Origin of the sequence: Rhodococcus sp. X156 (assembly GCF_004006015.1) — a bacterium.
GTDB lineage: Bacteria > Actinomycetota > Actinomycetes > Mycobacteriales > Mycobacteriaceae > X156.
In genome coordinates this window covers 18,261-40,417 of sequence record NZ_CP034766.1, presented here as the reverse complement: position 1 = coordinate 40,417, position 22,157 = coordinate 18,261, and the positions used below count along the sequence as shown (strand labels likewise).

Here is a 22,157-nt window from a genome sequence, read left to right as displayed (position 1 = left end):
GGTGGAGGAGGACATGGCTCAGGCCGCCTCGAAGCGCTTCATCCGGTCGAGCACCCGCTCGGCCGTCGGGTCGGTCATCTCGTCCACGACCTGTCCGTCGGCCAGGAAGACCACCCGGTCGGCCCAGCTGGCGGCCCGGGGGTCGTGGGTGACGATGACGACCGTCTGCCCCAGGGTGTCCACCGAGGTGCGCAAGATGTTCATCACCTCGCCGGAGGAGCGGGAGTCGAGGTTGCCGGTGGGCTCGTCGGCGAAGATGATCTCCGGCTGGCTGGCCAGCGCCCTGGCGCACGCCACCCGCTGCTGCTGACCACCGGAGAGCTCGGAGGGTCGATGACCCAGCCGGTCGCGCAGACCCAGGGTGTCGATCACCTGGTCGAGCCAGGCCCCGTCGGGCTTGCGCCCGGCTATGTCCATCGGCAGCGTGATGTTCTCCAGCGCGGTCAGCGTGGGCACCAGGTTGAAGCTCTGGAACACGAAGCCGATGCGGTCCCGCCGCAGCTGGGTCATCTGCTTGTCCGACAGGGTGCTCAGCTGGGTCTGGCCGATGACCACCTCACCGGAGGTGGCCGAGTCCAGACCGGCCAGGCAGTGCATCAAGGTGGACTTGCCGGAGCCGGACGGACCCATGATGGCGGTGAACTCGCCCTGGGTGAACTCGGTGGAGACCGCGCGCAGCGCCTCCACCCGGGTGTCACCGCTGCCGTAGGTCTTGGACAGCTCGACCGCCCGGGCGACGATCGAGCCACGGACCTGGTGGGGGGTGGAGGTGTCAACTTCAGTCATGGGGACGATCCTTGGTCACGGTGGCCGCCCGGCGCATCCCCCTGCAGGATGATTGGCCGACCCGCCAACAGGGTGACAACCCGGTGTCCGTGCTCAGGGTGCGGCCCCGAGCACGTCAGGGTCACCCCCTCGGTCAGCCGCCGGTGACGACCCGCGCGGCCCCGCCGGGGACGGAGACCACCTCGCCACCGTGCAGCTGGCGGCCACGGCGCAGCTCCACCTCGCCGTCCACCTGCACCAGGCCGTCGGCGATGAGCGCCTTGGCCTCCGCCCCGGAGTCCAGCAGGTTGGCGAGCTTCAGGAACTGCCCGAGACGGATGGTGTCGTCACGGATGGGGACGTCGACGGGTTGTGGCACCCCCTGATCATGCACCGGGGTGGCAGGATCGCCCACCACCGGCAAGGCTGGGACCGTGGCCGACACCAGCACCCGCCCCCACCCCGACGACGCCAGCTCCGGTGCCGCAGAACCCATCCTGTTCGTGCTCTACGGCGCGACCGGGGACCTGGCCAGGCGCATGGTGCTGCCGGCGTTCTTCCAGCTGGCTGCCGAGGGCCTGCTCCCGCCGGAGTGGCGGCTGGTCGGCAGCGGTCGGGGCGAGCGCAGCCACGACGAGTTCCGCGCGCACGTGCACGACGTGCTGGCCGAGTTCGGCACCCATCCCGACGACGGACCGTGGGAGGAGTTCAGCGCGCGGCTGCTGTTCGCCGGCGGCGGCTTCAGCGGCGACGACGCCGGTCAGCTGCTGGAGGTGCTGGACCTCGCAGCCAAGGACGTGGGCGCGGCGGATCCCCAGCGGGTGCTGTACCTGGCGGTCCCGCCCACCGCCTTCGCCGGCATCACCGAAGGCATCGGGGCGCACGGGCTGGCCGAGGGATCCCGGGTGGTCTACGAGAAGCCCTTCGGCACCTCCGAGCAGAGCTTCCGCGAGCTCAACGAGATGGTGCACTCGGTGCTGCAGGAGCAGCAGGTGTACCGGATCGACCACTTCCTGGGCAAGGAGGCCACCCAGAACCTGCACGTGTTGCGCTTCGCCAACGGCTTGTTCGCGGGGGCCTGGAACCACCGGCACATCGCCCAGGTGCAGATCGACGTGCCCGAGGAGCTGGGCATCGCCGAGCGCGCGGAGTTCTACGACTCCACCGGTGCGGTGCTGGACATGCTGGTCACCCACCTGTTCCAGGTGGCCGCGGAGGTGGCGATGGAGCCGCCCACGAGCCTGGCCGCCGAAGACCTGCAGAGCGCCCGCGAGGCGGTCATCGACGCCTTCCGCCCGCTGGACCCGGAGGAGGTGGTGCTCGGCCAGTTCGCCGGCTACACCGACACCGAGGGGGTGGCCGCCGACTCCACCACCGACACCTTCGTGGCCGCCCGGATGTGGGTGGACACCGAGCGCTGGCAGGGCGTGCCGTTCCTGCTGCGCACCGGCAAGCAGCTGGCGCTCACCGAGCAGCGGGTCAGCCTGGTGCTGCGCCCGCCCGCGTCGGGTCCGTTCAGCGGCGAGCTGCCCACCGACTGCGAGGTGGTGTCGTTCTCCCTGCGCGGCAGCGGCGAGCTAGACCTGTCCATGGTGGTCAAGGCGCCGGGTCCACAGTTCAGCCTCGGGGTGGGCACCTCCACCCTGTCGCTGGGCGAGGTGGCGGGCGGGGAGCCGCTGTCGGCGTACGCGCGGCTGATCCACGACATCCTGCAGGGCGACCGGTCGCTGTTCACCCGTCCCGACGGCCTGGCGCACGTCTGGGAGGTGGCGGAGCCGCTGCTGGCCAACCGTCCCGCGCTGCAGCCCTACGAGCCGGGCAGCATGGGCCCGGCCGCAGCCGACCGGCTCGCCGACCCCGGCCGCTGGCTGATCACGGGCTGAGCGGGGTCGCACCGCGGCCGGGCTACTGTGAACTAGAGCACCCGGCAGGCAGGGAGGCAGACCCGTGAGTGCACCGTTGCCCAGCCCAGCGCCGGACCCGCGGTGACCCGCCGCAGCCAGCCCTGGCCAGAGGGCACTCCCTGCTGGTTCGAGCTGATGGTGCCCGACCTGGACGCGGCCCGGCAGTTCTACGCAGGCGTCTTCGGCTGGGACTTCCGCGCCCCGGAGCCGCTGGCCCACCCCACCACCGACACCGCTGGGCCCGACACGTCAGCCCCGGCCTACCTGCTGGCCACCCTGGACGGGGTCCCGGTGGCTGGGCTGGGCGAGCTGCCCAGCGCGCCAGAGAGCCCGGTGCCGGCCTGGACGACGTACCTGGCCGTGGAGAACGTGGACACCACCGCGGCGCGGGTCACCAGCTCCGGCGGCGTGGTGACCACTGCACCCACCGACGTGCCGGGGGGACGGCGGGCGCTGGCCGTCGACCCTGGTGGAGCGCGGTTCGGACTGTGGCAGGCGGGCAGCCTCATCGGCGCAGAGCTGGTGGGCGAGCCGGGCACGGTGTGCTGGAACGAGGTGATGACCCGCGACTACGCCGAGGTCACCGGCTTCTACCGGCGGGTCTTCGGCTACACCACCCGCGACCTCAGCGACGACGAGTGGGTGTACTGCTCGATCGAGAGCAACGGACGCACCATCAGCGGGGTGGCGCAGCTCGGCGAGGACGTCCCGCTGGAGATCCCGCCGCACTGGATGACCTACTTCTCCTCCGCAGACACCGATGCCACCGTGGCCGGCGCAGCCGAGCTCGGCGCCCGCGTGCTCAACGACCCGGTGGACACCGCCGCCGGCCGGCTGGCCGTGGTGCAGGGTCCTGCCGGGGACGTGTTCTCCGTGGTGACCCTGGTGGGCGAGCCCGACGTCTGAGCCGTTTCGACTCGGGCGCAACGCCTTCGGCGCACGCCCCTGACCTGCGGCGGAGCACCGTCGGCGCTCGTGCGGCGAGGCAACAGATTCCTGCCTAGCGTGACGTGGAGCACAGCCCATGGTCGCTCCCCGGGCGACCCACCCGAGGAGGCGCCGATGAGCACAATCCGTTCCGAGCCCACCCCAGCCGTGGCGGCGGAGCCAGGCGTCGCCGACCCCGCCCCGCTGGGCCTGGCCGCCTTCGCCATGACGACGTTCGTGGTCTCGGTGTTCAACGCCGACCTGCTCCCGGCCGACCTCGACGCCGTGGTGCTCCCGCTGGCGCTGTTCTACGGCGGGATCGCCCAGCTGCTGGCTGGGATGTGGGAGTTCCGCAACCGCAACGTCTTCGGCGCGACGGCGTTCACCTCCTACGGGGCGTTCTGGCTGTCCTACGCCGCCTTCGTGCAGTTCTTCCACGACGAGCTGCCCCCGGACACCGCGCACAAGGCCATCGGGGTGTTCCTGCTGGGCTGGGCGATCTTCACCTGCTACATGCTCGTCGCCTCGCTGCGGGTGAGCGCCGCGGTGGCCCTGGTGTTCCTGCTGCTGGCCGCCACCTTCATCCTGCTGTGCACCGGCGAGTACATGGACAGCACGTCGGTGCTGAAGTGGGGCGGCTACGTCGGGCTGGCGACGGCAGCGGCCGCGGCGTACGCCTCCTTCGCCGGGGTCGCCAACGCCACCTGGGGGCGGGTGATCCTGCCGGTGGTGCCGCTGGCCCCGCGGCCGCGCTCGGTGGACGCGCGGTAGCCCGGCTAGAGCACCGCGGCCATCTCCGCCAGCGTCTGCGCGCTGGTGTGCGCCGGCTTCCACTGCAGCTCGTGCTTGGCGCGGCTGGTGTCCATCACCACCGAGGTGCGCAGGATGTGCACCCACTCGGCCATGGCGGGCACCAGCGGCAGCCGGGCCACCACCTCGGCGGTGACCGTGGCCAGCGCCGGCGGCACCGACACCGCGTGCGCCCCCAGCGCGTGCGCCACGTCGGTGAGGGTGATCTCGCCGTCCCCGGCCAGGTTGTAGGCGCCGGGAGCTCCCACGCCCAGCACGGCGGCGACGATGGCCGACGCCACGTCGTCGTGGTGCACCAGCTGCACGGGCACCCCGGGGTCCGGGATCACCGGCGCCACCCCGGGGGCGGCGTCCAGCAGCCGCAGCACGGCGCCGGGCAGCCGGTCGCTCACCTTCTTCCAGGGCATGCTGCGGGCCAGCGCCGTCGCCCGTGGTCCCGCGACGATGCACGGGCGCAGCACGTACACCTGCAGGTCGGACCCGGCGGTGGTCTCGGCCAGCAGCTGCTCGCAGGCGGCCTTCTGCTCGGAGTAGTAGTGCTCCGCCGATCCGCGCACCGGCACGTCCTCGGTGAGCGGCACCGGGTTGTCGCTGTGGTAGCCGTAGGCGGCGACCGAGGAGGTGTAGACCAGCCGCCGCGGCCGGGCGGCGGTGACGGTGGCCTCGAAGACGTTGCGGGTCCCGGCCAGGTTGATCCGCTGGCTCTCCTCGCGCGAGCCCATGATCAGGTACGCCAGGTGCACCACCACGTCGGCCTCGGCCACCAGGTCCCGCACGGCCACGGGGTCGAGGATGTCGCCCTGGCGGTACTGGGTCTTGGTCCAGCCCCGCTCGGCCGGGTCGAAGGGGCGCCGCGCCATCCCCAGCACCGTGCCCACGGCCGGATCCCGCTCCAGCGCCTCCACGGCGGCGGCGCCGATCTCACCGGTGGGCCCGGTGACGGCCACGGTGATCGGCTCGCTGCTGGTCATGAGGTCGCCTTGCCCACGTCTGTCTCCCTGCTGGTCAACGGATCCGTACCGCGCTCGGGGCTGGCGCCCCCGCTGCTGGACCCTGCCACCTGCCCGTCGCCGGTGCCGGCTGGCAGGGCGCGCAGGGCCCGCTGCAGCCCGGCCGGCTCGTAGTGTGACCCCGGTCTCTTCTCGGCACACGGCAGGGCGCCCGCCCCGGTGCAGGGCGGGGCGGGCGCCTGGTGGTCGGTCTCTCGGGATCAGCCCGCGGGCTTCACGTCCGGGATCCCGCTGGCCGGCGGGGTGGCCGGCTTGCCGGTGTACTCAGTGATCGGGGCGTCCCCGACGTCGGTCTGCAGCAGCGGGGTCACGGGGACACCGTCGGCCTTGGCGTCGAGCTGCACCACCCGCATGCCCCCGATTCCGGCGTGCCGGTCGCTGGAGTAGCGGTAGGGCACCAGGTTGGGCCCCTGGAAGTCCTTGCCCTGCGTCTCGATCGCCTTGACGATGCCCTCCCGGGTGGGGCTGGCGCCGGCAGCCTGCAGCGCCTGCACGAAGGTGAACGCCTCAGACATGCCGTAGATCTTGTAGTTGGTCAGCTCGGTGCCGTCCCCGTGCTCCTTCCAGACCTTCTGCCACAGCTGCACCCAGGGGTCGTCGGCGCTGTCCACACCGGGGATGTACTCGGTGGTGAACACCCCGGCCAGCGGGCTCGGGCCGGTGACCTTGCCCTCGGAGAACCGGTTCAGCAGCGAGCCGACGAGCTTCGGGTCCGACCCCACGTTGGAGTAGAGCCACTTCGGCTTGTAGTTGAGCTTCATCGCGGTCAGCTGGGACACCGCGGTGTAGGAGGGCACGTTGAAGCCGACCACCACGTCCGCCCCCGCCTTCTGCAGGTTGGCCAGCTGCGGGCCGACGTCGGTGTTGCCCGGCACGTACTTGACCTCGGCCACCACCTGGTTGCCGACGAACTGCTTGACACCCTTGGCGCCGTCCGCCCCGAGGTCGTCGTCCTGCAGGAACAGCCCGACCTTGGCGCCCGGCATGTTCTTCTGGATGTACTGGCCGAGGACCTTGCCCTCGCTCTCGTAGTCGGTCTGCCAGCCGAAGGTCATCGGGTCTTCCTTCGGCTGGTCCCACATCAGCGACCCCGAGGAGACCAGCAGGTCGGGCACCTTCTCCGAGTTCAGGAAGTCCACCACCGCGCTGTGCGTCGGGGTGCCCAGCCCACCGACGATGGCGAAGACCTGGTCCTTGAGCACCAGCTGGTTGACCACCTCGCTGGTCTTGGCCGGGTTGTAGCCGTCGTCGAGGTACTTGAACTCGATCTGGCGGCCGTTCACCCCACCCGCCTTGTTCACGAAGTCGTAGTACGCCTTGGCGCCGACCGGGATCTCGCTGTAGCCGGGGGCGGCAACCCCGGTGAGGGGGTAGTGCCCCCCGATCACCACCTTGTCCGCGGTGACGCCCACGTCGGAGGCGTCGCCGCCCTCACCGCTGCCCCCGCCGCCGCAGGCGGACAGGACCAGCGCGGTCGCGCTGAGCAGGCCGGCCAGGGCCAGGCCTCGTCTCTTTCGGATGGTCATGCCTTCTCCTTCAGCTGGACCGGGCCCGGTGGGGTGGACCGCGGTGGGGTGGGTTTCTGGGTGGACCTGGTCGACCGGAAGCGCCGGTAGGCCGTGGCGAGGGTGCCGAACAGCCCGGTGGGCGCCAGCAGGATCACCAGCACCAGCACGACGCCGTAGATCAGCGGGGCCAGCTGGGCGGCCTGGGTGCTGTCGAGGCCGCGGGCGGTGGCGAAGTCGGTGACCGTGCCGGGCAGGAACACCAGCACCGCCGATCCCAGCACTGCCCCGCTCATGGAGCCGAGACCGCCGATGACGATGGCGGTGAGCAGACCCAGCGACAGCACCAGCGTGAACGCGCTGGGCGCGGCCAGCCGCACCACCAGCGCCATCACCGCCCCCGCGAGCCCGGCGCACGCCGCGCTGACCACGAACGCCTGCACCCGGGTGCGGCCGAGGTTGATCCCGGCCAGCTCGGCGGCGACATCGTTGTCGCGCACCGCCCGCCAGTGCCGACCCACGTGGCTGCGGGTGAGGTTGAGCAGCAGGAACAGGGTGATGGCGAAGGCCACCCAGCCGAGGTAGGCGACGTACTTGGTGCCGGTGACCGGGTTGCCGCTGAGCGTGTCGACGAGGTCCTTGAACCACGCCGGGGCCGGCGGGGTGGGCACGGTGAGCCCAGCCTCGCCGCCGAGGGTGTCGCTGAAGTACAGCGCCAGCCCGGGCAGTGCCACAGCGAGCGCCAGGGTGGCCCCGGCGAGGTAGGGCCCGCGCAGCCGGGCCGCGGCCAGGCCCACCACCAGGCCCACCAGCGAGGTGACCAGGATGGCCGTCAGGGCGATGAGCGGGAAGGCCAGCGGCTCGTCGGCCCGCAGCATCAGCGCGGCGGTGTAGGCCCCCACGGCCAGCAGCGCGCCGTGCCCCAGCGAGATCTGCCCGTTCAGCCCGGTCAGCAGGGTCAGCCCCACCGTGGCGATGCAGTAGTAGGACATGGTGGCCAGCTGGGAGTTGCGGAAGGAGCTGGTGGACTCCAGCACCGCCACCGCCACCACCAGCACCACCAGGGCCACGAGCAGCTGGCGCACGAGGTTCGACCGCACCAGGTTGGCGGGCGCAAGGCTGTGTCGCATCATCACTCCTTGTCAGACCCTGCGGGCGACGGCGCTGGAGAACAGCCCGCTCGGTCTCAGCAGGAGCACCACGATCAGCAGGGCCAGCGCGGAGAGGTTGACCAGCTCGGGGGCCAGGTAGCCGCTGACGCCGGAGAGCACGACCCCCAGCAGCAGACCTCCGACGACAGCGCCCACCGGGCTGTCCAGGCCGCCGATCACGGCGGCGACGAAGCCGAGCACGATGATCGGCTCCATGTAGCCCGGCGAGACCAGGCTGCCGGTGGCGATCAGCATCCCGGCCACCGCGCCGACCAGCCCGGCCAGCGCCCAGCCGAAGGTGAGCAGTCGGGAGACCCGCACGCCGAGCAGCCGCGACACCTCGTTGTCGAACGCCGCGGCGCGCATGGTCAGGCCCAGGTTGGTGCGCTGGAAGAGCACGACGATGCCCACCAGGACCACCAGCACCACCCCGTAGACCAGCAGGCCGGTGGGGGTGAGCGCCAGGTTGAAGCTGCCCACCTGGAACCCGGTCAGCCCCACCGGGGAGGGGAAGGACTTGAACGAGGAGCCGAAGAGGATGGCCGCCAGCGCCTGGATGGCCACGAACAGGCCGAGGGTGACGATCACCGCGTTCAGCTCGGCCTTGCCCTCCACCGGGCGCATCACCACCCGCTCGATCAGCCCGCCGAGCACGAAGCCGGCCGCCAGGGCCACGGCGAAGGCCAGCCAGTAGGAGTAGCCGGCGCTGACCACCTCGAGGGCGAGGTAGGTGGTGAACATCGCCATGGAGCCCTGCGCGAAGTTCACGATGCGGGTGGACCGGAAGATGAGGACCAGGGCGAGGGCGAAGGCGGCGATGATCATCCCCAGGCTCAGCCCGTTGAGGAAGACGTTCACGAAGTGCTGCAAGGCGGGCTCCAGGTCGTCGGAGGCAGTCAGCGGCCGGGCGGTCGGTGGCCGGTGGTCAGAAGCCCAGGTAGGAGTGGCGCAGGGCGCTGTCGTCGAGCAGGGCGGCTGCGGAGTCGGTGGCCACCACCCGGCCCAGGTTGAGCACCACGCCGGTGTCGGCGATGGACAGCGCGCTGCGGGCGTTCTGCTCGACCAGCAGCACCGTCAGCCCGGTGGAGTCCACGAGCCGGCGGAGCAGGCCGAAGATCTGCGCGACGATGCGTGGCGCCAGGCCGAGCGAGGGCTCGTCCAGCAGCAGCAGCCGCGGCCGCGACAGCAGTGCCCGCGCGATGACCAGCATCTGGCGCTCACCGCCGGAGAGCACGTGCGCCTGGGCGGTGTGGCGCTCCCCGAGGACGGGGAACAGGTTGTAGGCGTCGGCGAGGGTGGTCACCGCCAGGTCGCTGCCGCCGGCCAGGTCGCTGCTGTCGGTGCCGGGAGCCGTCTTGGCGGCACCCAGCATCCCCAGCCGGAGGTTCTCCGCCACCGTGAGCTCGGCGATCACGCCGCGCCCCTCGGGGACGTGCGCCATGCCGCGGCGCACCATCTGCTCCACGGGCGCCGAGGTGATGTCGCTGCCCTCCAGCAGCACCCGGCCGCTGTCCGGGCGGACGAGCCCGCTGATGGTGCGCAGCAGCGAGGTCTTGCCGGCGCCGTTGGCGCCGAGCACCGCGGTGATGCGGCCGGTCTCCAGCTCGAAGCCGACCTTGTCGAGCGCGGTCACCGGGCCGTACCGGGTGACGAGGTCCTGGACCTGCAGCACGTCAGCCCCTTCCGATGGTGAGCTGGTCGGTGGGGTCGACCTCAGCGCCGAGGTAGGCGGCGACGACCGCGGGGTCGTCCCGCACCTGGTCGGGGTGCCCGGCCGCGATGACCTGGCCGAAGTCCAGGACGGTGAGGGTGTCGCAGATGCGCATCACCAGGTCCATGTGGTGCTCCACGAGCATCACGGCCATGTCGCTGGTGAGTGCGGTGATCGTCTCGCCCAGCTCGTGCATCTCCTCCTCCGACAGCCCCGCGGCGGGCTCGTCGAGCAGCAGCAACCGGGGCTCGGCGACGATCGCCCGGGCCAGCGCCACCCGCTTCTGGTCCGGGTAGGGCAGCGTCGAGGGGTAGCGGTGCGCCAGGCCGGTGGCCCCCAACCGCTCCAGCGCCGACCACGCGCGGGCCCGCAGCTCGCGCTCTTCGCGGTCAGACCGCGGCAGGCCCAGTGCGGCGGAGACGAAGCCGGCGCGTCGGCGCGCGGCCAGCCCGGTCGTCACGTTGTCCAGCACGGTGAGGCCAGCGAAGAGGCCGACACCCTGCAGCGTCCGCGCGATGCCGAGGCCGGCCAGCTGGTGGGTGCGGAGCTTGACCAGCTCGCGCCCGTCCCACTCCAGTCGCCCCTGGTCCGGGGCGACGAAGCCGCAGCAGACGTTGAACAGGGTGGTCTTGCCGGCGCCGTTGGGGCCGATCACCCCGTGCACCTGGCCGGGTTCCACCCGGAAGGAGACGTCGTTGAGGGCCACCAGACCGCCGAAGCTGACCGAGACGCCGGAGGCCGCGAAGACTGCCCCCGCAGCCTGGTCGGCCGGCTGCCTGTCCCCGCTCGGAGCGGCTGTGCTGATCTCCGACACTGCGTGCCTCCTGGACCCCCGCTGCAACAAACCGTTATGTTTGTTGCTCTGGCAAGTTGCGTGGATCACACCATGAGACCTTCATCACGTCAAGGACGGACACTGATGCCCAAGAGCCCTGCACCACGCCTGCCCGCCCCCAGCGTGGGTCGCGTCCTCACGCCCCAGGCACAGACCCTGCGGGTGGCCGGCCGCACGCTCCTGGCGGGTGAGCGCCTGGACATGGCCGCGCTGGCGCAGGACGTCGGCGTCAACCGCACGACGCTGTACCGGTGGTTCGGCTCCCGGGACCAGCTGGTGGCCGACGCGCTGTGGTCGCTGGCTGATCGCACCTTCGACCACCTAGAGCGCGACCTTCCGGACGACGGACAGGCGGTGGCACCGCGCCTGGTGGCCGAGTACGCCCTGGTCGTCATCGAGCACCCCGGCATCCGGGCGTTCCTCGGCCACGACAGCGCCTACGCGTTCACCCTGCTCACCGGGCGGCGCTTCGGCTACCACTCCCGGCTGGTGGCGCGGATCCTCGGCCTGCTCCGCAAGGACCACGCGGCGGGACTGCTCACCGTGGGCGGCGACGTGGCGCTGGAGGACCTCGCCTACACCTCCGCACGCATCATCGAGGTGTACGCCCACGCCTTCGAGCTGACCGGTGAGGCCGCCGACGGCGACCGGGCGCGCAGGGTGCTGCGCGCGCTCCTGCGCTGATCAGCGCGCTGCGGGGCGGCGCGCCGGACCGTTGACGGATTCGGTGTCCGGGCAGCAGCATCTACCTATCCGCCAGCCGAGGAGGCCACCGATGTCCGACGAGGAAGCCAGCCGCGAACCACTGGAGAAGGCCGAGCGCGCCATCGGGGAGGCACACGAGGAGCGCAGCCGGGTGGGCAACCTCATCGAGGACCGTGAGGCCGAGAAGGCGGAGGTGGAGCAGGCCCGGCGCGAGGAGGCGGCTGCAGCGGAGCCGGCAGCAGAGGAGCCACAGGAGCCCACGGAGCCCGCCGAGCCCGAAGACGAGTCCGAGGAGCCCACGGAGCCCGAAGACGAGTCCGAGGAGCCACAGGAGCCCACGGAGCCCGCGGCGCCCGATGACGAGTCCGAGGAGCCACAGGAGCCCGCCGAGCCCGAAGAGCCCGAAGAGCCCGCCGATCATCGCCAGCAGGAGGCGGACGACACCACGGACACCACGGGCGCCGGCGACGACAAGGGCGCCAGCGACGGCGACGCCAAGGCTGGCGACGACCACGCGGCCACGGCCCCGCACGAGGAGCCGAGCACGTAGCTCTGGGCTCCCTGTGGGCCGGAGAACGAGAGAAGCCCCGACCAGTGGTCGGGGCTTCTCTCACTACATCGGTGGGCGAGGGGGGACTTGAACCCCCACGTCCCGGAGGACACTGGCACCTGAAGCCAGCGCGTCTGCCATTCCGCCACTCGCCCGAGCGACGCGGGGAAGATTAGCACGCTGCCGGGGGGCCGTTTGACGGCCTCCCCATCAGCGATGCCGATACGATCGGCTGACAAGGCACGATCTGGACAACTCAGGAGGAGGGCCGCAGTGGGCATCGTCCAACGCTTCGAGCGCAAGCTCGAGGACGCTGTCGGAGACGCCTTTGCCCGGGTGTTCGGGGGCGGGGTGGTTCCGCAGGAGCTGGAGCAGGCTGTGCGCAGGGAAGCCTCCGACGGCGCCCGCCAGCTTCCCGGTGGCCACTGGCTCGCCCCCAACAGCTATGTCGTGGCACTCAGCACCTCCGACCACACCCGCCTCGCCGGGGACCAGCGCAAGGCTGCGGACATGCTCGCCGGGTTCGCCCGTGACGAGATCGACCAGCACGCCTGGCAGACCTACGGCGGCGTCGCGGTGCGCCTGGAGCCCTCCGACTCCCTGCACACCGGGCAGTTCCGCATCACCTCGAGCGTCGACCCCGACGCGGTGCACGCCATGCCCTACCGCCCGCCCGCACCGAGTTCATCCGAGCACGTGCCGCACCCCCAGCGTGGGTCTGGTGACCTCGCCCACCTCTCAGGAGCAGCCCCCATGAGCCAGGACAACGGCTTTGACCGCCACCCCGAGGGGCAGGGACCAGACTCCGCGCCGCGGGCACCCTGGCAGCCCGTCAGTGCCGCCGAGGACGCGGGACCCGGTGCCGAGCCGGGCGAGCGCTCCGGTGGCTACCCGGCACCCGCCGCACCGGACGCCCCCGCGGCCAGCGGGCCCCAGGGCCCCGCGCCCGCCGCACCGCAGGGCGGGTACCCCTACGGCCCGCCGGCCGGCTACCCCCAGGGCGGCTACTCGGAGGGCGGGCACGGCCAGCCTCCGGGCTACCCGCAGCCGGCCGAGTCCTTCGGGTACCAGGGTCCACCGCAGCAGGGCGGCTACCCGGGCGGGTACTCGCAGCAGGCGGAGCGCCAACGGCCGCAGGACCAGCCGGGCAACGGTCAGGCTCCGGATCCGCGCGCAGGTTATGCACAGCCCCCCGCACCGGGCTACGGGCAGCCGCCCGCATACCCGCAGCAGCCGGGCTACGCCGACCCCGGGTACGGCCAGCAGCCCGGCTACCAGGGTGGATACCCGCAGCAGGGTGCTTCCTACCCGTCGCAGGGGCACCCCAGCCAGGACTCCGCACCGGCCTACAGCGGCGCCGGATACGCCCCCGCGGGCTACTCGCAGCCGAGCTATCCACAGCAAGGGCCGAGTTATCCACAGCCGGAGAACAACCCGGGCGCGGAGCAGGCCTACCCGCAGTCGGGCGGCTTCGAGACCCAGGTCGGCTACTACGACGAGCGCTACGGCGGCCCGCAGGCCAGCGCGAGCCAGGGCCTGACTGCGTCGCTGCACCTGGACGACGGCAGCGGCCGTACCCACACGCTCAAGAACGGCAGCAACGTGGTCGGCCGCGGGCAGGACGCCGACTTCCGCGTGGCGGACACCGGGGTCTCCCGGCGACACCTGGAGATCACCTGGGACGGCAGCGTGGCCATGCTCACCGATCTCGGCTCCACCAACGGCACCGCCGTCAACGGCTCACCCGTGCAGAACTGGCAGCTCGCCGACGGCGACGTGATCCGCGCCGGCAGCTCGAACGTCGTGGTGCACATCCAGAATTAGCTAGAGTCCTCAGCCAGAGCTTGGGGCGCCGTCACGGGCACCTCCCCACCCGGTACCCGGTACGGCGGTGCCACACTGCAACAGCCACCGGACAACCACGAGGGAGGTGCTCGCAACCGTGCAGGGACTGATCCTCCAGCTCACCCGCGGCGGCTTCCTGATCCTGCTGTGGCTGTTCGTGTTCGCGGCACTGCGGGTGCTGCGCACCGACCTCTACGCCGCGTCCGGGCTGCGGGTGGCGCTGCCCAGCCAGACCAGCACACGCCCGCGGCAGTCCCGGCGCAACCCGAAGGTCGCCCGCCAGCTGGTGGTCACCCACGGCGCGCTGGCCGGCACCCGAATCACCCTGGGCACCCAGCCGGTGCTGCTGGGCCGGGCCGACGACTCCACGCTGGTGCTCACCGACGACTACGCCTCCACCCGTCACGCCAAGCTCTCCCCGCGCGGGACGGACTGGTACGTCGAGGACCTCGGCTCCACCAACGGCACTTACCTCGACCGGGACAAGGTGACCTCACCGGTACGGGTGCCGCTGGGCACGTCGGTGCGCATCGGCAAGACCGTGATCGAGCTGCGCCCATGACCCTGGTTCTGCGATACGCGGCTCGCAGCGACAGGGGGTTGGTCCGGTCGAACAACCAGGACTCCGTCTACGCCGGTCCCCGGCTGCTGGCGGTGGCCGACGGGATGGGCGGGCACGCCGCCGGTGAGGTGGCGTCCAAGATCGTCATCGCCGCGCTGGCCCCGCTGGACGACGAGGACCCCCGCCAGGACCTGCTGCTGCAGCTGGAGAACGCCACCCACGCCGGCAACGACGCCATCACCGACCTGGTGGCCAACGAGCCCGAGCTGGACGGCATGGGCACCACCCTCACCGCGATGCTGTTCTCCGGCAAGCGGCTGGGCATGGTGCACGTCGGCGACTCCCGCGCCTACCTGCTCCGCGATGACGTGCTCACCCAGATCACCCACGACGACAGCTTCGTGCAGTCACTGGTGGACGAGGGCCGGCTCACCGCCGACGAGGCGGCCAACCACCCGCAGCGCTCCCTGCTGCTGCAGGCGCTCACCGGCAGCGACGTCGAGCCCAGCCTCACCATCCGCGAGGCGCGCGCCCACGACCGCTACCTGCTCTGCTCCGACGGCCTCACCGGCCCGGTCAGCGACGAGACGCTCAAGGACACGCTCCAGATTCCCGATCCCGAGGACTGCGCCGACCGGCTGATCGACCTGGCCCTGCGCAGCGGCGGCCCGGACAACATCACCGTGATCGTCGCCGACGTGGTGGACGTCGAGTACGGCGAGGACCGCCCGATCGTGGCCGGGGCGGTCTCCGGGATCGACGAGGTCCAGGACACCCCCAACACCGCCGCCGGCCGTGCGGCCGCGGTCAACCCGGCACGGGTGGGGCCCCAGCAGGTCGGGCCGCCCCCGGAGCCGGCCGGCAAGCCCCGCAAGCGGCTGTGGCGCCGGCTGGTCGCCCTGCTGGTGCTGCTGGTGCTGCTGGTGATCGCCACCCTGGTGGGGCGCGCCCTCATCCAGTCCAACTACTACGTGGGCGTGCGCGACGACAAGGTCGCGGTGTTCCGCGGCGTCAGCGGCAGCATCCTCGGGGTCAACCTGCAGGGTGTCGCCGAGCAGGCCTGCCTGGACACCAGCGGTGAGCTGCGCCTGTCCGATCCTGCCGCCGGCGACGGCTGCACCGCGCTGCGCCTGACCGACCTGCGGCCCTCGGCCCGCTCCCAGGTGAGCGCGGGGCTGCCCGACGGCACCCTGGACCAGGCCCGCCAGCAGATCAACCAGCTGGTGCGCACCGAGCTGCTGCCGCTGTGCGGCGAGGAGGCCGCAGCATCGCCGGTGCCCGCGGCCCCGTCCGGGCAGCCGTCCCCCACTCCGCAATCCACTACGCCGGCCCCCACCACCCCGAGCCCGAGCCCGCTGGACCCCGGGGCGACCGCAGGCAACGAGCCGCGGGGCACCGACCTGCCCGTGCCCAGCCCCGTCGCGGGCCAGGACTGCCGGGGCGCGGGCTGATGCCCAGCAACGGCCCGGCCAGCCCTCCCGCCGGTCTCTCCGTCAGCCCCGAGGCGCGCCCGCGCCGCGGGGCCGAGCTGCTGATGCTCGCCTTCGCCGCGGTCATCACCACCTCCGCCCTGGTCCTGGTCGAGGCCAACCAGGACCAGACGCTCTCCAGCGACCTGCTCGTGGTCGGCGGCGCCTACCTGGGGATCTTCGCCCTGGCGCACCTGGCCGTGCGGCGCTGGGCGACCTACGCCGACCCGCTGATCCTGCCGTGCGTGGCGCTGCTCAACGGCCTGGGCCTGGTGATGATCCACCGCATCGACCTGGCGGGAGCCGCCACGGCGTCGCAGGCCGGGCGAGTGGTTCCCGGCGCAGACGCTCCCGGTCAGCTGCTGTGGACCACGCTGGGCCTGGCCTTGTTCCTGGCCCTGCTGTGGTTCGTCCGCGACCACCGCAGCCTGGCCCGCTACGGCTACACCTTCGGCCTGCTCGGCCTGGTGCTGCTGATCACCCCGGCGGTGCTGCCGGCCCGCTTCAGCGAGGTCAACGGCGGCAAGAGCTGGATCCTGCTGTTCGGCTTCTCCATCCAGCCCGGCGAGTTCGCCAAGATCCTGCTGCTGATCTTCACGGCGGCGTTCCTGGTGGCCAAGCGCGACCTGTTCGACACCGCCGGCAAGCACGTGCTGGGGATGGACCTGCCCCGAGCCCGCGACCTGGCACCGATGCTGCTGGCGTGGGGCGTGTCCATCGCGGTGGTGGTGTTCAACAAGGACCTTGGGTTCGCGCTGCTCATCTTCGGCACGCTGCTGGTGATGCTGTACATGGCCACCGAGCGGGTGAGCTGGCTGCTCATCGGTGGCGGGCTGTTCCTGGCCGGCTGCTTCGTGGCCTACCACCTGTTCTCCCACGTCCAGGTGCGGGTGCAGACCTGGCTGGACCCCTACGAGACCTACGACACCGGCGGCTACCAGATCTCCCAGTCGCTGTTCGGCCTGGGCACCGGCGGGGTGGGGGGCACCGGGCTGGGCGCTGGGCGCCCGGAGACCGTGCCGTTCGCCAAGACCGACTTCATCGTCGCCGCCATCGGCGAGGAGCTGGGCCTCATCGGTGTCGGCGCGGTGCTCATGGTCTTCACGGTGCTGGTCATCCGAGGCATGCGCACGGCCATCGCCGTCCGCGACACCTTCGGCAAGCTGCTGGCCGGCGGGCTGGCGTTCACCCTCGCCTGGCAGGTCTTCGTCGTCGTCGGTGGCGTCACCAAGCTCATCCCGCTCACCGGCCTGACCACGCCGTTCGTGTCCTACGGGGGATCGTCCCTGCTCGCCAACTACATCCTGGTGGCCATCCTGCTCCGCATCTCTGACGCTGCCCGCCGCCCGGCGCAGCCCCGTCGCCCGCGCACGACTCCGTCCACTCCCATCGCGGACGCCCCGACGCAGATGGTGAAGCGCCCGTGAACAAACCACTTCGCCGGGTGGCGTTCGCCGTGATGGTGCTGATCGTGGCGCTGCTGTGCAACATCACCTACATCCAGGTGTTCCAGGCCGACAGCCTGCGCGCCGACCCGCGCAACCAGCGGGTGCTGCTGGACGAGTACTCCCGCCAGCGCGGGCAGATCTCCACCGGTGGCCAGGTGCTCGCGTCGTCGGAGGCCACCTCCGACCGGTTCAAGTTCCTGCGCCAGTACCCGACCAACCCGCGGGTGTACGCCCCGATCACCGGCTACTACTCCATCCAGTACGCCACCACCGGCATCGAGCGGGCCGAGGACTCGGTGCTCAACGGCTCCGACGACCGCCTGTTCGGTCGGCGGCTGTTCGACCTGATCTCCGGGCGCGACCCGCGCGGGGGCAACGTCAACCTGACCATCGACCCCCGGGTGCAGCAGACCGCCTACGACCAGCTCACCTCCCGCGGCTACACCGGCTCGGTGGTGGCCATCCGGCCCAAGACCGGGGAGATCCTGGCCATGGTCAGCACCCCCAGCTACGACCCGAACGCGCTGGCCAGCCACGACGCGAACGTCCGGCAGCAGGCGTGGGCGGCGCTGCAGGACGACCCCGCCTCCCCGCTGACCAACCGGGCCACCTCGGAGACCTACCCGCCCGGCTCCACCTTCAAGGTGGTGACCACGGCGGCCGCCCTCGGCGAGGGGAAGATCACCCCGAACAGCCAGGTGACCGCCGCCCCGCGGGTCACCCTGCCGGGTACCACCACCACGCTGGAGAACTACAACGGCACCACCTGCGGCACGGGCGCCACGGTCACCTTCGCCGAGGCCTTCGCCCGCTCCTGCAACACCGCCTTCGCCGAGCTCGGCGTGGCGGAGGGTGACGCGGCCCTGCGGGCGCAGGCCCGGGCGCTGGGCATCGGCACCCCCGCCCAGGACATCCCGCTGCCGGTGGCCACCTCCGAGCTGGGGCCGATCGACGACGACGCCGCCCTCGCGCAGAGCGCCATCGGCCAGCGCGACGTGCGGGTGACCCCGCTGGAGAACGCCGTCATCGCCGCCACCGTGGCCAACGGCGGTGTGCGCATGCAGCCCTACCTGGTGCAGAGCCTGCAGGGGCCGGACCTGTCCCCCCTCGGTGACGCCACCTCCCCCAAGGCGCTGGACCGGGCCATGTCCCCCCAGACCGCAGCCACCCTCACCCAGCTGATGGTCGGCGCCGAGGCCCGCGCGGGCAGCGGCGGTGAGATCAACGGGGTGCAGATCGCGTCCAAGACGGGAACCGCCGAGCACGGCGCCGATCCCAAGAACACCCCACCGCACACCTGGTACATCGCGTTCGCCCCCGCCAAGGACCCGCAGGTCGCTGTGGCGGTGCTGGTGGAGAACGGCGGCAACCGTGGGCTGGCCGCCCTCGGGTCGTCGGTGGCCGCCCCAGTCGGCCGAGCCGTGATCGCCGCAGCCTTGCAAGGAGTTCCCCGATGAGCCTGAGTGCAGGCGCCGTCCTCGCCGACCGCTACCGACTGTCCGGCCTGATCGCCGTCGGCGGGATGGGCGAGGTGTGGGAGGCCATCGACACCCGGCTCAACCGCCGCGTCGCCGTGAAGGTGCTCAAGCCGGAGTTCTCCTCCGACTCCGAGTTCGTCGACCGCTTCCGGGTGGAGGCGCGCACCGCCGCGGCGCTGAACCACCCGGGCATCGCCGGGGTGTACGACTACGGCGAGACAGCCACCCTCGACGACGGCCAGCGCCACACCGCCTACCTGGTGATGGAGCTGGTCGACGGGGAGCCGCTCTCGGCCGTGCTGGCCCGCGAGGGTGCCCTGGACCTCGAGCAGGCGCTGGACATGCTGGAGCAGACTGCCCGCGCCCTGGCTGCGGCGCACAACCGTGGCATCGTGCACCGCGACGTCAAGCCCGGCAACATCCTCATCACGCCCACCGGCCAGGTGAAGATCACCGACTTCGGCATCGCCAAGGCCACCGACGCCGCCCCGGTCACCCGCACCGGCATGGTGGTGGGCACCGCGCAGTACATCGCCCCCGAGCAGGCGCTCGGGAAGGAGGCCACCCCGGCCAGCGACATCTACGCCCTGGGCGTGGTGGGCCACGAGGCCGTCTCCGGCAGCCGCCCGTTCACCGGCGACAACCCGCTGTCGGTGGCGATGATGCACGTCCGCGACCAGCCGCCCGCACTGCCGCCGCACGTGCCGGCCACCATCCGGGTGCTGCTGGAGTCGGCGATGGCCAAGGACCCCCAGCAGCGCTACGCCACCGGGGGGCAGTTCGCCGACGCCATCGCCGCGGTGCGGGCCGGGCGCTCCCCTGCGCGACCGGCCGAGGCCGCGACCCCACCGCTGCCGGCTCCGCCCCCGCGCACCCAGCGGATGGCTGCCTCTCCCGTGCCACCGGCGGCTCCGACCGGGGCGACGCAGGCCACCGACTACTCCCCGGTCGCCCAGCAGCAGCGCGCCAGCGCCAACAAGGGGCTGCTGGCCATCCTCGCCGTGCTGGTGGTCGCCCTGCTCGGCGTGGGGGGCTGGGCGCTGCTCAGCTCTGCTGGCGGTGACGACGACGGCCCGCCCAGCGTGCCGGTGCCCACCACCACCCAGGCGCCCGCACCGAGCGCGACCACCCAGGTCCCCACCACCACGCGGGCGCCCAGCACCACCCGCGCGACCACCACGACCGAGGCTCCCAGCACCACCGAGGAGCCCACCACGACCACCCCGCCGCCGGCGCCCACCACCACCACGGCTGCGCCGCCGACCACGTCGCAGCGCACCACCACGGCGACTGTGCCCCCCACCACCACCAGCGCGCCCGCCCCGACCGTGCCCAGCGCCACCGGCGGGCGGGGCACCACCGGCGGTACCGCGCCCACCAGCAACGGGTCCACCGGAAGCGCCGGCGCCACCGGCACACCCACCCCCACGGCCACTTCCGGTGGCGCACCAGGAGCAACGACGGGATGAGCACCCCACGCAGGCTCTCCGACCGCTACGAGCTGGGGGAGACGCTCGGCTTCGGCGGCATGTCCGAGGTGCACCGCGGGGTGGACCTGCGGCTGCACCGCGACGTCGCGGTGAAGGTGCTGCGTGCCGACCTGGCCCGCGAGCCCTCCTTCTACCTGCGCTTCCGCCGAGAGGCCCAGAACGCCGCAGCGCTGAACCACCCGGCCATCGTGGCGGTGTACGACACCGGTGAGGCGCACACCGACGAGGGCCCGCTGCCCTACATCGTGATGGAGTACGTCGACGGGGAGACCCTGCGCGACCTGCTGCGCGCGGAGGGACCGCTGTCTCCCCGTCGGGCCATGGAGATCATGGCCGACGTCTGTGCGGCGCTGGACTTCTCCCACCGCCACGGGATCATCCACCGCGACGTCAAGCCCGCCAACGTGATGATCGACCGGGCCGGCGCGGTGAAGGTGATGGACTTCGGCATCGCCCGCGCCATCGCCGACGGCGCCTCCACGATGACCCAGACCGCCGCCGTGATCGGCACCGCGCAGTACCTCTCGCCCGAGCAGGCCCGCGGCGACCATGTGGACGCCCGCTCCGACGTCTACGCCGCAGGCTGCGTGCTCTACGAGCTGATCACCGGCGAACCGCCCTTCACCGGTGACTCCCCGGTGGCCGTGGCCGTGCAGCACGTCCGCGAGGACCCGCGCCCGCCGTCCACCGTGCACGCCAACGTGCCGGCCACCCTGGACTCCATCGTCCTCAAGGCGATGAGCAAGAACCCGGCCAACCGCTACCAGAGCGCCGGGGAGATGCGTGGCGACCTGGTGCGGGTGCTCGGCGGCAACCGGCCGACGGCCCCCTCGGTGATGACCGACGCCGAGCGCGACACCATCCTCGGGCCCACCGGTGCGCTGAGCGCGGCCTCGCGCCGGGCCCGGGCCGAGGAGGACCTGCGGCTGGACGACAACGGCGCACACCACGACCAGCGTCGGCGCAAGGGGCTGCTGGCCGCCCTCGCCGTGGCGCTGGTGGCCGTGCTCGCGCTGGTCGGGGTGTTCGCCTTCGCCTACCAGAGCGGGCCGGTGAAGACCACCGTGCCGGACGTGCGCAACCAGCCGCTGGCCGTGGCCGAGACCATGCTCAGCAGCGCCGGGTTCAGCGCCAAGCGCGAGTTCATCACCTCCGCCACGGTGGAGAAGAACTCGGTGGTGGACAGCGCGCCCCCGGTGGGCAGCTCGCAGGAGAAGGGCTCGGTGATCATCCTGCGGGTGTCCTCCGGTCCGCCGCAGGCCACGGTGCCGCAGGTCAACGGGTTGTCGCTGCCGGAGGCCACCGCGGCGCTCACCAACGCCGGCTTCACCGTCGCACCCAACCCGGGCCGGGCGGTCTCCAGCGCCCAGCTGCTGGACAAGGTGGTCGACAGCAACCCCCGGTCGGGCACGCAGACCAACGCCAACGGCACCGTCGCCCTGGTGCTGGGCAGCGGACCGCAGCTGGTGCCCGTCCCGCAGGTGGTGGGCCTGGACGTGGGGTCGGCGCAGGGCAACCTCAAGCAGCTGCAGTTCGCCAGCCGGGTGGAGAACGTCGACTCCTCCGCCCCCCAGGGCAAGGTCGTCGCCCAGCAGCCCGCGGCCGGTGGCTCGGTGGCCCAGGGATCGACGGTGACGCTGAGCGTCTCCCGGGGCAACCGGGTGGCCATGCCGGACCTGGTGGGCATCACCACGGCCGCTGCGCAGGCCTCCCTGGAGGCGGCGGGCTGGAAGGGCGGTTCTGCGGGGCTGTCCTCCACCGCGGTGGCGGTGACCGACCAGTCTCAGCAGGGCCTGGTGCAGGGGCAGAGCATCACTGCCGGCACCGACATCGACACGACCACGCCGATCGCCATAACGGTGGGCCGCTTCCAGGCCCCCACCACCACGCCCCCAGCGCCGACCACGCCGCCCGAGGTGGCACCCATCAGGTGCCCGGTGCCGGGTATCGCCCTGCCGCTCGGCTGTGTGCCCTGAGCGGTTCCCTGGGGGC

At 72.1% G+C, this 22,157-nt stretch carries 20 protein-coding genes and 1 tRNA gene; 12 read left to right on the top strand and 9 right to left on the bottom strand.

The genetic code is table 11. The annotated features are described in order from the left end of the window. Positions 1-18: 18 nt before the first annotated feature. Together ELX43_RS00195 and ELX43_RS00190 are read right to left on the bottom strand one after the other, a co-directional pair. Positions 19-786 (bottom strand): ABC transporter ATP-binding protein, encoded by a 768-nt coding sequence (locus tag ELX43_RS00195; RefSeq protein ID WP_127781610.1) that lies wholly within the window; start codon positions 784-786, stop codon positions 19-21. 133 nt (positions 787-919) lie between these two features. Continuing rightward, positions 920-1,144, bottom strand: coding sequence for an RNA-binding S4 domain-containing protein (locus ELX43_RS00190; protein WP_127781609.1), 225 nt, complete (start codon positions 1,142-1,144; stop codon positions 920-922). Between the two features lie 115 nt (positions 1,145-1,259). On the opposite strand from ELX43_RS00190, the gene ELX43_RS00185 reads away from it, so the two are divergent. From ELX43_RS00185 to ELX43_RS00175, 3 genes are all read left to right on the top strand, one after another. Next, complete coding sequence (locus ELX43_RS00185; RefSeq protein ID WP_277601735.1) at positions 1,260-2,648, top strand: glucose-6-phosphate dehydrogenase (NADP(+)); 1,389 nt, start codon at positions 1,260-1,262, stop codon at positions 2,646-2,648. A gap of 102 nt (positions 2,649-2,750) precedes the next feature. Continuing rightward, positions 2,751-3,575 (top strand): VOC family protein, encoded by an 825-nt coding sequence (locus tag ELX43_RS00180; protein WP_206518060.1) that lies wholly within the window; start codon positions 2,751-2,753, stop codon positions 3,573-3,575. Positions 3,576-3,731: 156 nt separating this feature from the next. Further along, positions 3,732-4,367, top strand: a complete 636-nt coding sequence (locus ELX43_RS00175; RefSeq protein ID WP_127781608.1) for a GPR1/FUN34/YaaH family transporter — start codon at positions 3,732-3,734, stop codon at positions 4,365-4,367. Positions 4,368-4,372: 5 nt separating this feature from the next. Here the strand turns inward: ELX43_RS00175 and ELX43_RS00170 are convergent, their stop codons facing one another. The 6 genes from ELX43_RS00170 to ELX43_RS00145 form a co-directional block, all read right to left on the bottom strand. Next, entirely contained in the window at positions 4,373-5,377 is a 1,005-nt protein-coding gene (locus tag ELX43_RS00170) for an NAD-dependent epimerase/dehydratase family protein (protein WP_127781607.1), read from the bottom strand. Positions 5,378-5,616: 239 nt separating this feature from the next. Beyond that, complete coding sequence (locus tag ELX43_RS00165) at positions 5,617-6,942, bottom strand: ABC transporter substrate-binding protein (RefSeq protein WP_127781606.1); 1,326 nt, start codon at positions 6,940-6,942, stop codon at positions 5,617-5,619. Beyond that, positions 6,939-8,051: a branched-chain amino acid ABC transporter permease gene (locus ELX43_RS00160; RefSeq protein ID WP_206518059.1), complete on the bottom strand. Its 1,113-nt coding sequence runs from the start codon at positions 8,049-8,051 to the stop codon at positions 6,939-6,941. Before ELX43_RS00160 ends, ELX43_RS00165 begins: the two co-directional genes overlap by 4 nt. A gap of 12 nt (positions 8,052-8,063) precedes the next feature. Further along, positions 8,064-8,942 (bottom strand): branched-chain amino acid ABC transporter permease, encoded by an 879-nt coding sequence (locus tag ELX43_RS00155; RefSeq protein WP_127781602.1) that lies wholly within the window; start codon positions 8,940-8,942, stop codon positions 8,064-8,066. Between the two features lie 55 nt (positions 8,943-8,997). Then, positions 8,998-9,744 (bottom strand): ABC transporter ATP-binding protein, encoded by a 747-nt coding sequence (locus ELX43_RS00150; RefSeq protein WP_127781600.1) that lies wholly within the window; start codon positions 9,742-9,744, stop codon positions 8,998-9,000. A 1-nt stretch (position 9,745) separates the two neighbouring features. Next, positions 9,746-10,597 carry an ABC transporter ATP-binding protein gene (locus tag ELX43_RS00145; protein WP_241249454.1) on the bottom strand — a complete coding sequence of 284 codons (852 nt, stop codon included), beginning with the start codon at positions 10,595-10,597 and terminating at the stop codon, positions 9,746-9,748. A 105-nt stretch (positions 10,598-10,702) separates the two neighbouring features. Here ELX43_RS00145 and ELX43_RS00140 point away from each other — a divergent pair, with 105 nt between their 5' ends. Next, positions 10,703-11,302: a QsdR family transcriptional regulator gene (locus ELX43_RS00140; RefSeq protein WP_127781598.1), complete on the top strand. Its 600-nt coding sequence runs from the start codon at positions 10,703-10,705 to the stop codon at positions 11,300-11,302. Positions 11,303-11,393: 91 nt separating this feature from the next. Then, positions 11,394-11,873 carry a hypothetical protein gene (locus tag ELX43_RS00135; RefSeq protein WP_127781596.1) on the top strand — a complete coding sequence of 160 codons (480 nt, stop codon included), beginning with the start codon at positions 11,394-11,396 and terminating at the stop codon, positions 11,871-11,873. Positions 11,874-11,945: 72 nt separating this feature from the next. Here the strand turns inward: ELX43_RS00135 and ELX43_RS00130 are convergent. Then, positions 11,946-12,028 (bottom strand) — tRNA-Leu (locus ELX43_RS00130). 118 nt (positions 12,029-12,146) lie between these two features. Here ELX43_RS00130 and ELX43_RS00125 point away from each other — a divergent pair. The 7 genes from ELX43_RS00125 (at position 12,147) to pknB (ending at position 22,141) form a co-directional block, all read left to right on the top strand. Beyond that, the gene (locus ELX43_RS00125; RefSeq protein WP_127781594.1) at positions 12,147-13,697 is read left to right on the top strand and encodes a DUF3662 and FHA domain-containing protein; all 1,551 of its coding nucleotides are present in this window, start codon (positions 12,147-12,149) and stop codon (positions 13,695-13,697) included. A gap of 118 nt (positions 13,698-13,815) precedes the next feature. After that, positions 13,816-14,280: an FHA domain-containing protein gene (locus ELX43_RS00120; RefSeq protein ID WP_127781592.1), complete on the top strand. Its 465-nt coding sequence runs from the start codon at positions 13,816-13,818 to the stop codon at positions 14,278-14,280. Further along, on the top strand, positions 14,277-15,731 hold the full coding sequence (locus tag ELX43_RS00115) for a PP2C family serine/threonine-protein phosphatase (RefSeq protein WP_127781591.1): 1,455 nt from the start codon (positions 14,277-14,279) through the stop codon (positions 15,729-15,731). Before ELX43_RS00120 ends, ELX43_RS00115 begins: the two co-directional genes overlap by 4 nt. After that, a complete protein-coding gene (locus tag ELX43_RS00110; protein WP_127781589.1) occupies positions 15,731-17,176 on the top strand; it encodes an FtsW/RodA/SpoVE family cell cycle protein in 1,446 nt (481 codons plus the stop codon). The genes ELX43_RS00115 and ELX43_RS00110 overlap by 1 nt, the downstream gene beginning before the upstream one ends. Further along, positions 17,173-18,654, top strand: a complete 1,482-nt coding sequence (locus ELX43_RS00105; RefSeq protein WP_127781587.1) for a penicillin-binding protein 2 — start codon at positions 17,173-17,175, stop codon at positions 18,652-18,654. Before ELX43_RS00110 ends, ELX43_RS00105 begins: the two co-directional genes overlap by 4 nt. Continuing rightward, positions 18,651-20,144 carry a serine/threonine-protein kinase gene (locus ELX43_RS00100; RefSeq protein ID WP_127781585.1) on the top strand — a complete coding sequence of 498 codons (1,494 nt, stop codon included), beginning with the start codon at positions 18,651-18,653 and terminating at the stop codon, positions 20,142-20,144. Before ELX43_RS00105 ends, ELX43_RS00100 begins: the two co-directional genes overlap by 4 nt. Next, the gene (gene pknB / locus ELX43_RS00095; protein ID WP_127781583.1) at positions 20,141-22,141 is read left to right on the top strand and encodes a Stk1 family PASTA domain-containing Ser/Thr kinase; all 2,001 of its coding nucleotides are present in this window, start codon (positions 20,141-20,143) and stop codon (positions 22,139-22,141) included. The genes ELX43_RS00100 and pknB overlap by 4 nt, the downstream gene beginning before the upstream one ends. The last annotated feature ends 16 nt before the right edge of the window (positions 22,142-22,157 follow it).